General features: G+C 59.4%; 12 protein-coding genes and 1 tRNA gene. 10 read left to right on the top strand and 3 right to left on the bottom strand.

What is annotated here, in order from left to right; genetic code table 11:
• Positions 1 to 105: 105 nt before the first annotated feature.
• The 3 genes from H097_RS07135 to H097_RS07145 all read left to right on the top strand — a co-directional run bounded on the left by H097_RS07135 (position 106) and on the right by H097_RS07145 (position 4,229).
• Complete coding sequence (locus H097_RS07135) at positions 106 to 1,377, top strand: YeaH/YhbH family protein (RefSeq protein ID WP_016977872.1); 1,272 nt, start codon at positions 106 to 108, stop codon at positions 1,375 to 1,377.
• Entirely contained in the window at positions 1,374 to 2,936 is a 1,563-nt protein-coding gene (locus H097_RS07140; protein WP_032858548.1) for a SpoVR family protein, read from the top strand. Before H097_RS07135 ends, H097_RS07140 begins: the two co-directional genes overlap by 4 nt.
• Positions 2,937 to 2,999: 63 nt before the next feature.
• The gene (locus H097_RS07145) at positions 3,000 to 4,229 is read left to right on the top strand and encodes a multifunctional CCA addition/repair protein (RefSeq protein WP_032858549.1); all 1,230 of its coding nucleotides are present in this window, start codon (positions 3,000 to 3,002) and stop codon (positions 4,227 to 4,229) included.
• 90 nt (positions 4,230 to 4,319) lie between these two features.
• On the opposite strand, the gene folK is transcribed toward H097_RS07145, so the two are convergent.
• Positions 4,320 to 4,838 carry a 2-amino-4-hydroxy-6-hydroxymethyldihydropteridine diphosphokinase gene (folK, locus tag H097_RS07150; protein WP_032858550.1) on the bottom strand — a complete coding sequence of 173 codons (519 nt, stop codon included), beginning with the start codon at positions 4,836 to 4,838 and terminating at the stop codon, positions 4,320 to 4,322.
• Positions 4,829 to 5,182, bottom strand: a complete 354-nt coding sequence (folB, locus tag H097_RS07155) for a dihydroneopterin aldolase (protein WP_032858551.1) — start codon at positions 5,180 to 5,182, stop codon at positions 4,829 to 4,831. Before folB ends, folK begins: the two co-directional genes overlap by 10 nt.
• Before the next feature lie 74 nt (positions 5,183 to 5,256).
• Between folB and plsY the strand changes: the two genes are divergently transcribed.
• On the top strand, positions 5,257 to 5,826 hold the full coding sequence (gene plsY / locus H097_RS07160) for a glycerol-3-phosphate 1-O-acyltransferase PlsY (protein ID WP_029296831.1): 570 nt from the start codon (positions 5,257 to 5,259) through the stop codon (positions 5,824 to 5,826).
• Between the two features lie 33 nt (positions 5,827 to 5,859).
• Here the strand turns inward: plsY and tsaD are convergent, their stop codons facing one another.
• Entirely contained in the window at positions 5,860 to 6,885 is a 1,026-nt protein-coding gene (tsaD, locus tag H097_RS07165) for a tRNA (adenosine(37)-N6)-threonylcarbamoyltransferase complex transferase subunit TsaD (protein WP_032858553.1), read from the bottom strand.
• A 203-nt stretch (positions 6,886 to 7,088) separates the two neighbouring features.
• Between tsaD and rpsU the strand changes: the two genes are divergently transcribed.
• The 6 genes from rpsU (at position 7,089) to H097_RS07195 (ending at position 16,344) form a co-directional block, all read left to right on the top strand.
• Positions 7,089 to 7,304, top strand: coding sequence for a 30S ribosomal protein S21 (gene rpsU, locus H097_RS27585; protein WP_002551877.1), 216 nt, complete (start codon positions 7,089 to 7,091; stop codon positions 7,302 to 7,304).
• Positions 7,305 to 7,750: 446 nt separating this feature from the next.
• On the top strand, positions 7,751 to 9,721 hold the full coding sequence (dnaG, locus tag H097_RS07175; protein ID WP_032858554.1) for a DNA primase: 1,971 nt from the start codon (positions 7,751 to 7,753) through the stop codon (positions 9,719 to 9,721).
• Positions 9,722 to 9,788: 67 nt separating this feature from the next.
• Positions 9,789 to 11,639, top strand: coding sequence for an RNA polymerase sigma factor RpoD (gene rpoD / locus H097_RS07180; protein ID WP_032858556.1), 1,851 nt, complete (start codon positions 9,789 to 9,791; stop codon positions 11,637 to 11,639).
• A gap of 124 nt (positions 11,640 to 11,763) precedes the next feature.
• Complete coding sequence (locus tag H097_RS07185; protein WP_032858558.1) at positions 11,764 to 15,507, top strand: EAL domain-containing protein; 3,744 nt, start codon at positions 11,764 to 11,766, stop codon at positions 15,505 to 15,507.
• A gap of 15 nt (positions 15,508 to 15,522) precedes the next feature.
• Positions 15,523 to 15,599, top strand: a tRNA-Ile gene (locus H097_RS07190).
• 244 nt (positions 15,600 to 15,843) lie between these two features.
• The gene (locus H097_RS07195) at positions 15,844 to 16,344 is read left to right on the top strand and encodes a hypothetical protein (protein ID WP_032858559.1); all 501 of its coding nucleotides are present in this window, start codon (positions 15,844 to 15,846) and stop codon (positions 16,342 to 16,344) included.
• Positions 16,345 to 16,348: the final 4 nt, after the last annotated feature.

Here is a 16,348-nt window from a genome sequence, read left to right on the forward strand (position 1 = left end):
GCGCCTCGATTGGGGCGCCTTGGCTGCGGCAGCCGACCGCTTGTCTTTAAGCTTCCAGCTTGGCGCTTGAAGCTTGTAACTTGAAGCTGCCCGGAGGGCTCCACCATGAGCTATGTGATCGACCGACGCCTCAATGGCAAGAACAAGAGCACGGTAAACCGCCAGCGTTTCCTGCGGCGCTACCGTGACCACATCAAAAAAGCCGTCGAAGAGGCGGTGAGTCGCCGTTCCATTACCGATATGGAGCATGGCGAGCAGATCAGCATTCCCGGTCGTGATATCGACGAACCGGTGCTGCATCACGGCCGCGGCGGCAAGCAGACTGTGGTTCATCCGGGAAACAAGGAATTCACCACCGGCGAGCATATCCAGCGTCCTCAAGGCGGCGGGGGCGGTAAAGGCCCAGGCAAGGCCGGCAACTCCGGCGAAGGCATGGACGAGTTCGTATTCCAGATTACCCAGGAGGAATTTCTCGAATTCATGTTCGAGGACCTGGAACTGCCCAACCTGGTCAAGCGCAACCTGACCGGCACCGATACCTTCAAGACCGTACGCGCCGGCATCAGCAACGAGGGCAACCCCTCGCGGATCAATATCATCCGCACCCTGCGCTCGGCCCATGCGAGGCGTATCGCCCTGTCGGGCAGCAGTCGCGCCAAACTCAAGGAGGCCAAGGAAGAGTTGGCGCGCTTGAAGCGCGAAGAACCGGACAACTTCGGCGATATCCAGGAAATCGAGGCAGAAATCGAGAAACTCAGCGCGCGTATTCACCGCGTGCCATTCCTTGACACCTTCGACTTGAAATACAACTTGCTGGTCAAGCAACCCAACCCCAGCTCCAAGGCGGTGATGTTCTGCCTGATGGACGTTTCCGGCTCGATGACCCAGGCGACCAAGGACATCGCCAAGCGCTTCTTTATCCTGCTGTACCTGTTTCTCAAGCGGAACTACGACAAGATCGACGTCGTCTTCATTCGCCATCACACCAGTGCCCGCGAGGTCGACGAAGAAGAGTTCTTCTATTCCCGGGAGACCGGCGGCACCATCGTCTCCAGCGCGCTGAAACTGATGCAGGAAATCATGGCTGAGCGCTATCCCGCCAACGAATGGAACATCTACGCCGCCCAGGCTTCCGATGGCGACAACTGGAACGACGACTCGCCCATCTGCCGCGACATCCTGATCAACCAGATCATGCCGTTCGTGCAGTACTACACTTATGTGGAGATTACCCCCCGCGAGCACCAGGCCCTGTGGTTCGAATACGAGCGCATCGGTGAAGCTTTCGCCGATACTTTCGCCCAGCAACAACTGGTCTCGGCCGGCGATATCTATCCGGTCTTCCGTGAACTCTTCCAGCGCAGGTTAGTGACATGACCGCCAAAGAGCATAAGCGCCAACCCATTTCCACGGGGTCCGAATGGACCTTCGAACTGATCCAGGCCTATGACCGGGAAATCAGCCGCATTGCGGCCGGCTATGCTCTGGATACCTATCCCAACCAGATCGAAGTGATCACCGCCGAGCAGATGATGGACGCGTATGCCTCGGTGGGCATGCCCCTGGGCTATCACCATTGGTCCTACGGCAAACACTTCCTCAGTACCGAGAAGTCCTACACACGTGGCCAGATGGGCCTGGCCTACGAGATCGTGATCAACTCCGACCCGTGCATTGCCTACCTGATGGAAGAAAACACCATCTGCATGCAGGCGCTGGTGGTGGCTCATGCGTGCTATGGCCACAACAGTTTTTTCAAGGGCAACTATCTGTTCCGCACCTGGACCGACGCCAGCTCGATCATCGATTACCTGGTGTTCGCCAAGCAGTACATCATGCAATGCGAGGAGCGCCACGGGATCGACGCGGTGGAAGACCTGCTCGACTCCTGCCATGCCCTGATGAACTACGGGGTGGACCGCTACAAGCGCCCCTACCCCATTTCCGCCGAGGAAGAACGGCTGCGGCAGAAGGATCGAGAAGAGCATCTGCAAAAACAGATCAACGACCTGTGGCGCACCATTCCCAAACGGGCCGACAAAAACAGCGACAAGGACAATGCACGCTTCCCCGTCGAACCCCAGGAAAACATCCTCTACTTCCTGGAAAAACACGCCCCGCTGCTGGAGCCGTGGCAACGGGAAATCGTGCGGATCGTGCGCAAGATCGCCCAGTATTTCTATCCACAGCGCCAGACCCAGGTGATGAACGAGGGTTGGGCCACGTTCTGGCATTACACCCTGATGAACGACCTCTATGACGAAGGGCTCGTGACTGATGGCTTCATGATGGAGTTCCTCACCTCCCATACCAGCGTGGTCTTCCAGCCGGGCTTCGACAGCCCCTACTACAGCGGCATCAACCCCTATGCACTGGGCTTTGCCATGTATCGGGATATCCGGCGTATGTGCGAACACCCAACCGAAGAGGATCGCCGCTGGTTCCCGGAGATCGCCGGCAGCGACTGGCTATCGACCATCAAGTTCGCCATGAGCAGCTTCAAGGATGAGAGTTTTATCCTGCAGTACCTGTCACCCCAGGTCATCCGCGACCTCAAACTGTTCAGCATCATGGATGACGACCTCAAGGACGACCTGCTGGTACCCGCGATCCATGACGAAGCCGGTTACCGCACCATCCGCGAGACCCTGGCGGCCCAGTACAACCTGGGCAACCGCGAGCCCAACGTGCAGATCTACAGTATCGATATGCGCGGTGATCGCTCCCTGACCCTGCGCCACCAGCAACATGACCGCAAACCCCTGGGAGAGTCCACGGACGAGGTACTCAAGCACTTGCACCGGCTATGGGGGTTCGATATTCATCTGGAAACGCTGCAAGGCGATCAGGTCATGAAGACTCACCACGTGCCACCGCGCAACGAACACAACGACAACGATTACGGCCGCCTGGACCTGGCCGTCATTCACCTTTGACGCAGCATTGCCTCCATTGGCCAGGCACAGGCGTTATCCTGTAGGGCTAATGGAGGCTTTTTCATGCGAATTTACAAAGTCGGCGGTGCGGTACGTGATCGCCTGCTGGGCATCCCGGTTACCGATATCGACCGCGTCGTCGTAGGTGCCACCACCGAAGAAATGCTCGCCAGGGGCTACAAGCCTGTGGGCTCTGACTTCCCCGTGTTCCTTGACCAGAGCAATGGCGACGAATATGCCCTCGCCCGCACCGAGCGCAAGAGTGGCCGGGGTTATGGCGGCTTTGTGTTTCACGCCAGCCCCGATGTCAGCCTGGAAGAAGACCTGATCCGCCGCGACCTGACCATCAACGCCATGGCCGAAGACGACGACGGCAACCTGACCGATCCGTACCACGGCCAACGCGACCTTAAAGCCCGCGTTTTACGTCACGTTTCCCCGGCATTCGCCGAAGATCCCTTGCGAGTCCTGCGGGTCGCACGGTTTGCCGCACGTTATGCCGGACTTGGTTTTACCGTCGCCCCCGAAACCCTCGAACTCATGCGCCAGCTCAGTGACTCCGGCGAACTGGAAGCCTTGACACCCGAGCGGTGCTGGAAGGAAATTTCCCGGGCACTGATGGAAGATCAGCCCCAGGTGTTTATCCAAGTGCTACGCGACTGTCACGCCCTGAAAACCTTGCTGCCGGAAGTGGATGCGCTGTTCGGCGTTCCACAACCCGAAGCGCACCATCCAGAAATTGATACCGGCATTCACACCTTGAGCGTGCTGGAGCAGGCCGCCCTGCACGACCAACCCTTGACCGTGCGCTGGGCTTGCCTGCTGCATGATCTGGGCAAGGGCCTGACGCCTGTGGATAAGTTGCCCCGACACATCGCCCACGAACAGAGGGGCCTGAAGCTGATCAAGGCGGTCAATGAGCGCTTCAAAGCACCGAAAGACTGCCAGGAACTGGCGCTGCTGGTAGGTGAATACCACACCCACGGTCACCGGGCGCTGGAGCTCAAGGCCTCGACGCTGCTGGAGTTATTGCAGAATTTTGACGTGTTCCGCCGGCCACAGCGCTTTGAAGAGTTTATCGTCGCTTGCGAAATGGACGCGCGGGGCCGCAAGGGTTTTGAGCAGAGAAGTTATCCACAGGCGGATTATTTACGGGCCGCCGCGCAGGTGGCGCGAGGTGTTGCAGTGGCGCCGCTGCTGGAGAAAGGCTTCAAGGGCCCGGAACTGGGCGAAGCCCTCAATCGCGAACGGCTCAAGGCCCTGAAAACCTACAAAGAACAACATTCACTGTAGGAGCGGGCTTGCCCGCGAAAAACGCCAGAACGACACAGTAAACCTGAATGCCCGCGTTATCGTTGACGTTTTTCGCGAGCAAGCTCGCTCCTACAGAAGAACGTCCGGGGTCAGTTGCAGGTCGCGCCATTTGAAGACAACAGGAGCCAGCACCTGATCGATCTGTGCATCGCCCCACAACGCGGCAAACGTTTTGCCCACTACAGGATGCACACGTTCCGGCGCCATCAACGACAGCGGCCACAACACAAAGGCGTTCTTCAGGATTTCCGCCCGCGGCAACACCAGACCATCGAAATCACCGGTCAGGTCGCCATACAACAGCACATCAATATCCAGTGGCAGCCCCTTGCGATCCGGGGCATAGCGGCCATTATCAGCCTCGATCGACTTCAACCGCCGATCCAGTTCCGCCAACGATAAATCGGTATACGCCGACACCACCAAATTGAAGAACGGTCCACTCTTGATTCCCACCGGCTGGCTTTCGAACACGGCGGAGCAGCGCAAATCCGTCAAAAAGCCTGAGAGCGCGTCAAGGCCCGCATGCAAATGAGACTCGCGCTCGATATTGCTGCCAAGACCAAGGTAAACCTGAGTTAGCGACATCCGCGCTCGATCTCCACGCCCACGCCCTTGGCAGCCGGGACGGCACCGGGCTTGGTCAACTTGAGGTGCAGCCAGGGAATCTGGAACTCTTCCATCAAAACTTGCGCCAGGCGCTCGGCAAACGTTTCCACCAGCTGGAATTGCGCCTGCGCGGCAAAGGCCTGGATACGTGAGGAAACACTGGCGTAGTCGAGCGCCAGGGTCAGGTCATCACCGGCCGCGGCCGGGCGATTGTCCCAGGCGAAACTCAGGTCCAGGCGCAGGCACTGACGGATACCTCGCTCCCAGTCGTAGGCCCCGATCACGGTGTCGACTTCCAGGCCTTCGATAAACACTCTGTCCAAGCACTCTTCTCCACAGCACGACAAGGGCGCAATGCCCCGTTAGAATCAAGGCGTCCTCGCCCGGAATAGTTAGCATGTCTTGGTTACTGGCGACCCTCGCCTACCTGCTCGGCTCGCTGTCCTTTGCCATCTTGCTCAGCCGCCTGACGGGAAATCCCGACCCGCGAATGAGTGGCTCAGGCAATGCCGGCGCCACCAATATGTTGCGCCTGGCCGGTAAAAAACTCGCCGTACTGACGTTGTTCGGCGACGTCTGCAAAGGCCTGTTGCCGGTACTGATCGCCGATCTCGCTGGCCTCTCCCTGCAACAACAAGCCTGGATTGGCGTATGCGCCGTGCTCGGCCATCTGTTCCCACTGTACTTTCGCTTTCGCGGCGGCAAGGGCGTCGCGACGGCAGCCGGCATGCTGCTGGGGATCTACCCGCCAGCGGCGCTACTGGCCATTGCCGCCTGGCTGCTGACGTTCTACCTGACCCGCACCAGCTCCCTCGCAGCGTTGATCGCCACCCCCCTGACCCTGCCGCTGCTGGCCTGGCAGGAGCCGGCAGCACTGCTACCGATGAGCGTGCTCACCCTGCTGATCGTCTGGCGCCATCGCGGCAATTTACGCGACCTGTTTGCCGGGCGCGAACGGCATTTTTAAATACGCCCGGTGAACCCGGCTCATGTTCGTCGATCACAACGGCGGCAACTGCTCCATCGGCCAGCGCGCCTGCACACTGATAGCCAGGCTCTCGTGCTGACCTGCCTGCAAGCGCTGGCAACCGGCAAAAGCGATCATCGCGCCGTTATCGGTGCAAAACTCGGGGCGCGCGTAAAACACATCGCCCTTGAGGTCGCCGAGCATTTTCTCCAGCGACAGACGCAACGCCTGGTTGGCGCTGACACCGCCAGCAATCACCAGGCGCTTCATGCCCGCCTGCTTCAAGGCGCGCTTGCACTTGATGGTCAAAGTCTCCACCACCGCCTGCTGGAACGCCAGAGAGATGTCGCAACGGACTTGCTCACTGTCGTCCCCGGCGCTGACGCTTTGCTGCCAGGTGTTCAAGGCCGAGGTTTTCAAGCCACTGAAGCTGAACATCAGGCCAGGGCGGTCACACATGGGACGCGGGAAGGTATAGCGCCCTGCCACACCTTTTTGCGCCAGGCGCGCGATTTCCGGCCCACCGGGATAATTGAGGCCCATCATCTTGGCAGTCTTGTCGAAAGCTTCACCGGCGGCATCGTCCAGGGTTTCCCCCAGAAGCGTGTACTGACCGATTGCATCGACCTGAACCAACTGCGTATGGCCGCCCGAAACCAACAAAGCGACGAACGGGAACCCGGGTGGGTTTTCTTCCAGCATGGGTGCCAATAAATGGCCTTCCATATGGTGCACGCCAAGGGCTGGAATACCCCAGGCAAATGCCAGCGCCTGGGCGCAGGAAGCCCCAACCAGCAGGGCCCCGACCAATCCAGGGCCGGCGGTGTAGGCAATGGCATCAATCTCGGTCGCGACACAATCGGCCTCGTCCAACACCTGACGGATCAATGGCAGCATGCGTTTGACGTGATCACGGCTGGCCAGCTCCGGCACCACGCCGCCATAGGCCCGGTGCAAGTCGATCTGACTGAACAGTGCATCGGCCAAAAGCCCGCGTTCACTGTCGTAAAGCGCGACGCCGGTCTCGTCGCAGGAGGTTTCTAAGCCCAGTACTAACATGGGTTTGCGCCTTGTAGAGGCTGAATTCGAAGGCGCGCATAATAGTCGCCACTTCCGGCCCCGACCAGCGGTTTTCGATCAGAGGCTTTGCATTCCGGTCAATGAGGGGTTAACATCCGCAACCCTTAAAAACCGACGACCTCAGCCGCGAATTTTTTGCGACGAGAACGTTGATTCCCGGTAATGAAAGAAGGTAGCTCTGGATGCCAGCCGTCAAAGTAAAAGAGAACGAACCCTTCGACGTAGCTCTGCGTCGTTTCAAGCGCTCCTGCGAAAAAGCCGGTGTTCTGGCTGAAGTTCGTAGCCGCGAATTTTATGAGAAGCCAACTTCTGAGCGTAAGCGTAAAGCAGCAGCCGCTGTTAAGCGTCACGCCAAGAAAGTTCAGCGCGAACAGCGCCGCGCCGTTCGTCTGTACTAATACACAGACGTTCGTAGCAAGCTTCTGCCAAGCCCGGCCCTCAGCCGGGCTGTTGGCATTTGCGGATATCGCTTGATGCTTCACCGTCGACGCCGCACACGCGACCGAGACAAAGCTTCACACGTCAGGACTGGCTCTTTTGCCAGCGGTGCACGTCTCTTCTGACGAGCCTATCAAGGCTACTGACGAGCACACCTATTTTTCAGGCAGACGATCAATAGATCGGCTGTGCCCCACGATGAGCCTCCGAGGCCGCCATTGGCCGTGACCGGACTCCAGGGCAACACTTTCAAACACGTCGAAGACTGATTGGAACTAACGTCAGTGAACGCTCGACAGATAGACTTCCTGACAGCCCAAACAGACAATCGATGATCAAGACGCCGCCAAGTGCGCCTTGAGTGTGTCGCGGGCCCTCATTTACACGCAGTGATGACGAGAACGCCATGGCCGGGCTAATTCCCCAGAGCTTTATTGACGACCTTCTGAACCGCACCGACATCGTCGATGTTGTCAGCTCGCGCGTGCAAATGAAAAAGGCTGGCAAGAACTACACCGCCTGCTGCCCGTTCCACAAAGAAAAAACCCCATCATTCAGCGTCAGCCCCGACAAGCAGTTCTATTACTGCTTCGGCTGTGGCGCTGGCGGCAACGCTCTCGGCTTTATCATGGACCACGACAACCTGGATTTCCCCCAGGCCGTCGAGGAACTGGCCAAAGCCGCTGGCATGGAAATCCCTCGCGAAGAAAGTGGCCGGCCGCACAAACCGCGCCAGCCCACCGACTCGCCGCTGTACCCGCTGCTCACCGCCGCCGCCGAGTTCTACCGCCAGGCACTGAAAAGCCATCCCCAGCGCAAAGCCGCCGTGAACTACCTCAAGGGCCGCGGCCTGACCGGGGAAATCGCCCGCGACTTCGGCCTGGGCTTCGCCCCGCCGGGCTGGGACAACCTGTACAAGCACCTGAGCAGCGACACCCTGCAGCAAAAAGCCATGATCGACGCCGGCCTGCTGGTGGAAAACGCCGAGACCGGCAAGCGTTATGACCGCTTCCGCGACCGGGTGATGTTCCCGATCCGCGACAGCCGTGGCCGCATCATTGCCTTTGGTGGCCGGGTGCTGGGCGACGACAAGCCCAAATACCTGAACTCCCCGGAAACCCCGGTATTTCACAAGGGCCAGGAACTCTACGGCCTGTTCGAAGCGCGCAAGAACAATCGCAACCTCGATGAAATCATCGTGGTCGAAGGCTATATGGACGTCATCGCACTGGCCCAACAAGGCCTGCGCAATGCCGTGGCGACCCTCGGCACCGCCACCAGTGAAGAACACATGAAGCGCCTGTTTCGCGTGGTGCCCAGCGTGCTGTTCTGTTTCGACGGTGACCAGGCCGGCCGCAATGCCGCCTGGCGCGCCCTCGAAGCCACGCTGTCGAGCCTGCAGGATGGGCGCCGCGCGCGCTTTCTGTTCCTGCCCGAAGGCGAAGACCCGGACACCCTGGTGCGCTCCGAAGGCACCGATGCGTTCCGCGCGCGCATTCATCAGCACGCACAACCGCTGGCCGATTATTTCTTCCAACAATTGACTGAAGAGGCTGATCCGCGCTCCCTCGAAGGCAAGGCTCACATGGCCACCCTCGCGGCACCGCTGATCGACAAGGTACCCGGCGCCAACCTCAAGGCCTTGATGCGCCAGCGCCTGCTGGAAATCACCGGCCTGAGCGGCGAGGCAGTCAGCCAACTGGTGCACAGCGCGCCACAGGATGCGCCACCGGCTTACGATCCAGGCTTCGACTACGACGCCATGCCGGACTACGCTGACTTTCACCAGCCCCAAGAAGCCTTTGCGCCTCAACAGGAGTGGACGCCGAAGAAACCCGGCGATGGCGGCAAAAAGTGGGACAAGAAACCCTGGAGTAAAAACGGCAAGCGTGGTGATCGCGACGAGTCATACGCCCCCCGCACGCCGGTGGCCGTGGAAGCCCCGACGCTGATTGCCCTGCGCACCCTGATCCACCACCCGCAACTGGCGGGCAAGGTAGAAAGTGCCGAGCATTTTGCCAACGAGAGCAATACCTACGCTCAGGTGCTAATCGCCCTGATCGAGGCCGTGCAGAAAAATCCTAAGCTAAACTCAATCCAGTTGATGGCCCGCTGGCACGGAACAGAACAAGGGCGATTATTGAAAGCCCTCGCCGAAAAGGAATGGCTAATTGACGGCGATAACCTTGAACAACAGTTTTTAGACACCATTACTAGGTTATCCGCGGGCCAGCATACGCAGACCCTCGATGAACTTATCAAGAAAGCAAGGCAGCCGGGATTGTCGGCTGAAGAGCAAATTCAGATAGCAAAACAGATGCGCGACCTCTTAAAACAGAATGTTTGCGCATCAAACCCGACCTCAACTGGCGCGTGAGGTCATAGCTCGGGTATAATCCTCGGCTTGTTTTTTGCCCGCCAAGACCTTCAGTGGATAGGGTGTTATGTCCGGAAAAGCGCAACAGCAGTCTCGTATCAAAGAGTTGATCGTCCTTGGTCGTGAGCAGGGTTACCTGACTTACGCGGAGGTCAACGACCACCTGCCGGAGGATATTTCAGATCCGGAACAGGTGGAAGACATCATCCGCATGATTAACGACATGGGGATCAACGTATTCGAAGCTGCGCCAGATAAGGATTCTCTTATGCTGGCGGACGCCGATACCGACGAGGCCGCCGCTGAAGAAGCTGCTGCCGCGCTGGCTGCTGTGGAGACCGATATCGGTCGTACCACCGACCCTGTGCGCATGTATATGCGTGAAATGGGTACCGTCGAGCTGCTGACACGCGAAGGCGAAATCGAAATCGCCAAGCGTATCGAAGAGGGCATCCGTGAAGTGATGGGCGCAATCGCGCACTTCCCAGGCACGGTTGACCACATTCTCTCCGAGTACACCCGCGTTACCACCGAAGGTGGCCGCCTGTCCGACGTCCTGAGCGGTTACATCGACCCGGACGACGGCATTGCGCCGCCTGCCGCCGAAATACCGCCGCCTGTCGACCCCAAAGCCGCGAAAGCGGACGACGAGACCGACGACGACGAGGCTGAAGCCAGCACCGACGACGAAGAAGAAGTCGAAAGCGGCCCGGATCCGATCATCGCAGCCCAGCGCTTTGGCGCCGTCTCCGATCAGATGGAACTGGCGCGCAAGGCCCTGAAGAAGCACGGTCGTGGCAGCAAGCAGGCAACCGCCGAACTGCTGGCCCTGGCTGAGCTGTTCATGCCGATCAAGCTGGTGCCCAAGCAATTCGAAGGCCTGGTTGAGCGGGTTCGTAGCGCCCTTGAGCGTCTGCGTGCACAAGAGCGTGCGATCATGCAGCTCTGTGTCCGTGATGCGCGCATGCCGCGTGCCGACTTCCTGCGCCAGTTCCCGGGCAATGAAGTTGACGAAAGCTGGACCGACGCACTGGCCAAGGGCAAAAGCAAATACGCTGAAGCCATTGGTCGCTTCCAGGCCGACATCGTTCGTTGCCAGCAGAAGCTGACTGCATTGCAGACCGAAACCGGTCTGACGATTGCCGAGATCAAGGACATCAACCGTCGCATGTCGATCGGCGAGGCCAAGGCCCGCCGCGCGAAGAAAGAGATGGTTGAAGCGAACTTGCGTCTGGTGATCTCCATCGCCAAGAAGTACACCAACCGTGGCCTGCAATTCCTCGACCTGATCCAGGAAGGCAACATCGGCTTGATGAAAGCGGTGGACAAGTTCGAATACCGTCGTGGCTACAAGTTCTCGACTTATGCCACCTGGTGGATCCGTCAGGCGATCACTCGCTCGATCGCCGATCAGGCCCGCACCATCCGTATTCCGGTGCACATGATCGAGACCATCAACAAGCTCAACCGTATTTCCCGGCAGATGTTGCAGGAAATGGGTCGTGAACCGACCCCGGAAGAGCTGGGCGAACGCATGGAAATGCCTGAGGATAAAATCCGCAAGGTATTGAAGATCGCTAAAGAGCCGATCTCCATGGAAACCCCGATCGGTGATGACGAAGACTCCCACCTGGGTGACTTCATCGAAGACTCGACCATGCAGTCGCCAATCGATGTCGCCACCGTTGAGAGCCTTAAAGAAGCGACGCGCGACGTACTGTCCGGCCTCACTGCCCGTGAAGCCAAGGTACTGCGCATGCGTTTCGGCATCGACATGAATACCGACCACACCCTTGAGGAAGTCGGTAAGCAGTTTGACGTGACTCGCGAGCGGATCCGTCAGATCGAAGCCAAGGCGCTGCGCAAGTTGCGCCACCCGACGAGAAGCGAGCATTTGCGCTCCTTCCTCGACGAGTGATCACAAAACCCCCAGGCCCTGGCCTGGGGGTTTTGCTTTGTGCAGATTAAATCTCCCCCGCTTTACCCCCCCTCGCAATGCCCGTCTACACTCGAAACATTCCCCGTGCCATAACGAGACCGTTATGCCCAGACTGCCGGCCGTGCTACTGCTGTCGCTGCTGACCTGGACCGCAACGGCTGGCGCGTTGACTCTCACCGATGAAGAGCATGGCTGGTTGGCGGCCCACCCAGAATTGCGCCTGGGCGTTGATGCTTCGTGGCCGCCGTTTGAATACCGCGATGAAGACGGCCGCTACCAGGGCCTGGCCGCCGACTATGTGCGGCTGATCCAGGAACGCCTGGGCATCAAGATCAGACTGATCGAGCCCGCCAACTGGAGCGCGCTACTGGAGCAGGCCCGGAACAACCAGCTCGACCTGTTGCCAGGGATTATGTCCACCCCGGAGCGTCAGGGTTTCCTGGCATTTTCCCGGCCTTACCTCGACTTCCCCATCGTCATTCTTGCCCATGAAGGCGGTGCCCAACCCCGCTCCCTCAAGGACCTGTATGGGCTGAAGATCGCGGTGGTGGAGAACTATGCCCCCCACGAATTGCTGCGCACCCACCATCCCGACCTGAACCTGGTAGCGATGCCCAACGTCAGTTCGACGTTGCAGGCCCTGGCCACTGATGAGGTAGACGCCGTCGTCGGAGACCTGGCCTCCAGTGTCTGGAGCCTGCGCCAGCTCAAGCTCGACGGTTTATACGTCAGCGGCGAAACACCGTATCGCTACCAACTGGCAATGGGCGTGCCCCGCCAGAACAAAATGCTGATAAGCATTCTGGATAAAGTACTCGCCGACCTGAGCCCCAGCGAAATCAACGAGATCCAGGAACACTGGGTCGGCAATGTCATCGATCATCGGGCCTTCTGGGCCGACTTGCTGCTCTACGGCCTGCCTGCCGTGCTGCTGTTGAGCACCGTGCTGGCCATCGTGATCCGAATCAACCGCCGACTCAGCTCGGAAATTTCCCGCCGGGTAGCCCTGGAGCAAGAGCTGCGCAGCAGCGAATACCATTACCGTGGCCTGGTGGAAAGCCTGTCGGCCATCGCCTGGGAAGCGGACATCGCTGACTTCACCTACAGCTATGTGTCACCCCATGCCGAGGAACTGCTGGGCTATCCACGGGCGCATTGGCTGATCCCGGGCTTCTGGCGCAACATCATCCACCCCGCCGACCTGACCCGCGCCGAAGCCTTCTGCCAGCGTGAAACCCGCGCCAACCGCGACCACAGCATCGACTACCGAGTGATCACCGCCGACGGTCGTTGCCTGTGGGTCAGGGACATTGTCAGCCTGATCAAGCATGGGCATGAGCCGGTCATGCGTGGGCTGATGATCGACATCAGCGAGGCCAAGCGCACGGAGGAAGCGCTACAACTTTCGCAGGAGAAGTTCGCCTCGGTGTTCCAGCAATGCCCGGACATATTGGTGATCGCCCGCCTGTCCGATGGCTGCTTGCTGGAGGTCAACAAGGCCTTCGAGGACCAGATTGGCCTGAGCGCCGCCGAGGTCATCGGCAAGACCGCCACCGAGCTGAATATCTGGGGCATCCAGGGCGTGGGCCCCAACCTGCTCAAGCGCGTACAGACCACCAGCATTCGCAACCTGGAGATGCCGTTCCTGCGCAGTAACGGCCAGGCGTTTACCGGGCTGATTTCTGCCGAACCCTTCCAGCTCGATGCGACCGAAGCGTTGGTGGTCGTGGTGCGGGACATCACCCAACTGAAAGAAACCCAACAACTGTTGCAAACCTCCGAAGAGAAGTTCGCCAAGGCCTTCCATGCCTCGCCCGACGGCTTATTGCTGAGTCGCCAGCGCGATGGCCTGCTGCTGGAAGTCAACGAAGGCTTTAGCCGTATCACTGGTTTCAACAGTGCAACGTCCCTGGACCAATCGACCCTGGACCTGGGCATCTGGGTGGACTTGAACGAACGCAAGCACATGCTTGACCTGCTGCAGCGCGACGGCCTGGTGCGTGATTTCGTCTGCCATATCCGGCGCAGTGACGGCCAAATTCGCCTGTGCGAAGTGTCCAGTCGCCCACTGCCCATTGGCGACGAAGACTGCATGCTGACCATCGCCCGGGACATCACCGAACGCCAGTTGATGCAGGAAAAACTGCAACAGGCTGCGACGGTTTTCGAAAGCACCGCCGAAGGCGTGTTGATCACCGATACCCGGCAGAATATCAGCGCCGTCAACCGCGCCTTCAGCGAGATCACCGGCTACAGCGAAGCCGAAGCCCTCGGCCACACCCCGCGCCTGCTGGCCTCCGGGCTGCACGACAGCGCGTTCTACGCCGCCATGTGGCACCAACTGACGGCCAACGGCCATTGGCAAGGCGAGATCTCCAACCGGCGCAAGAACGGCGAGCTGTATCCCAGTTGGCTGACCATCAGCGCCGTGCGCAACCCCGACCAGTCAATCACCCACTTCGTGGCGGTGTTTGCCGACATCTCCAGCCTCAAGCACGCCCAGGCGCGGCTCGACTACCAGGCACATCACGACCCCCTCACCGGCCTGCCCAACCGCACTCTGTTTGAAAACCGCCTGCAAACCGCCCTCAACAATCAACCGGGAACGGCCAGCCAGGGTGCGGTGCTGTTTCTCGACCTCGACCGCTTCAAGCACATCAACGACAGCCTCGGCCACCCGATTGGCGACCTGCTGCTCAAAGACATCGCCGTGCGCCTCAAGGAACAACTGCGCGATATCGACACCGTGGCCCGCCTGGGCGGTGACGAATTCATCATCCTGCTGCCTGGCCTGCAACAAGCCAGCGACGCCCAACACCTGGCCAATAAACTGCTGGCCTGCTTCACCCTGCCCTTCCAGGCAGGCGAACACGAGTTTTTTATCAGCGCCAGTATCGGTACCAGCCTCTATCCGCAGGATGGTATCGACGTCGCCACCCTGGTCAAAAACGCCGATGCCGCCATGTATCGCTCCAAAGCCAAGGGCCGCAACCGGGTCGAACGCTACACCCAGGACCTGACCGCCCAGGCCAACGAGCGCGTCGCCCTCGAACACGAACTGCGCCGGGCCATCGAGCGCGAAGAACTGTTTCTGTATTACCAGCCGAAATGGAGCCTGGAAACCCAACAACTGATCGGCGCCGAAGCACTGATCCGCTGGCGCCATCCGACATTTGGCGATGTGCCTCCCGAGCACTTCATCGCCCTGGCCGAAGAGAACGGCATGATCCTGCAAATCGGCGACTGGGTCCTGGAACAGGCTTGCCGCCAACTGCACCTGTGGCGCAAATCCTATGACGACTTTGGCCCGCTCTCCGTCAACCTCGCCGGCGCCCAACTGCGCCACCCCAACCTGCTGGGGCGCATCGAGCAACTGCTGCAGGACAACCGCCTGGAACCGGGCTGCCTGCAACTGGAAATCACCGAAAACTTCATCATGAGCCAGGCCGAAGAAGCCCTGGAAGTGCTGCATCAACTCAAGCGCCTGGGCGTGCAACTGGCCATCGACGACTTTGGCACCGGCTACTCATCCTTGAGCTACCTCAAGCGCCTGCCCCTGGATTTCCTGAAAATCGACCAATCCTTTGTCCGCGGCCTGCCGGACGACCCCCACGACGCCGCCATCGTGCGCGCCATCATCGCCCTGGGCCACAGCATGCAATTCACCATCATCGCCGAAGGCGTGGAAACCCCCGCCCAGCAAGCCTTCCTCACCGCCGAAGGCTGCGAACAAATGCAAGGCTACATCGTCAGCCTGCCCCTCCCCGCCGACATCTTCGCCGCGACCTTCCTTCACATGACCCATTCGGATTTTTCGGATAGCACAGTGGAGAAACCATCGTTATAATCCGCGACCTACTGAGGGCCTATAGCTCAGTTGGTTAGAGCAGGGGACTCATAATCCCTTGGTCGTAGGTTCGAGTCCTACTGGGCCCACCATACTCAAAGCCGCGCATTGCGCGGCTTTCGTGTTTCTGGATGGACCACCGCAGATACAGTCTGAATCCCCTCGGCCTAACGTCTCCAAAACCGACGCGCTCGATGAGTTGTTAGCGGGGAGTTGGCTTCTGGCGATGAGCCCCATGCAGACGTCAAATTCCACGGAGCCTCACATCAAAGACTGTTTGCATCTTAGTCACCGCTTGTAGAAAATCGTCGTCTTTTTGCACGAATGGATACGCGCATGAAGTTCGAGAAGACCACGCAGTACAGGTCCGAGGAAGGGATCGTCTTCAATCTGTCTCAAATCACCCTCATGGAAAGCGACCGAGGTCGCCTGCGCGAGCTGCACTTTGGCGAAGCGAAACGCGCCCATTACCAAGTCAACAGCATGGTCGTCGATATGTACGACCGAATGCAGACTCGAAACCTGCCATGCCTGCTGACAGTCTGCATTTCCAATCCCCTCATCCGGCAGCAGGCCGATGCTATCAACACTATGCGCGGCAACGCCGCCAAGGGAATTGCTGCGGCCTCAGGTGGCGTTGCCGGGAAGGTAGGTGCGTTCGGTGGGCCGCTCATTGGCTGGGCTTCAGGTGCAGTCGTGACGACAGGTGTCAACTGGTACCTCAAAGGGGCCCTGCCGAACCTGCATGCAGGTGACGTGCTGGTCAGCATCGAGGGAGAGGTCCATGGCGGGATTGGCCCACAGCGCTCTGTCGTGACGCTGGTCATCAAGGTCTGAGGAA

It is taken from the genome of Pseudomonas sp. FH4, from assembly GCF_000510915.2.
Lineage (GTDB): Bacteria > Pseudomonadota > Gammaproteobacteria > Pseudomonadales > Pseudomonadaceae > Aquipseudomonas > Aquipseudomonas brenneri.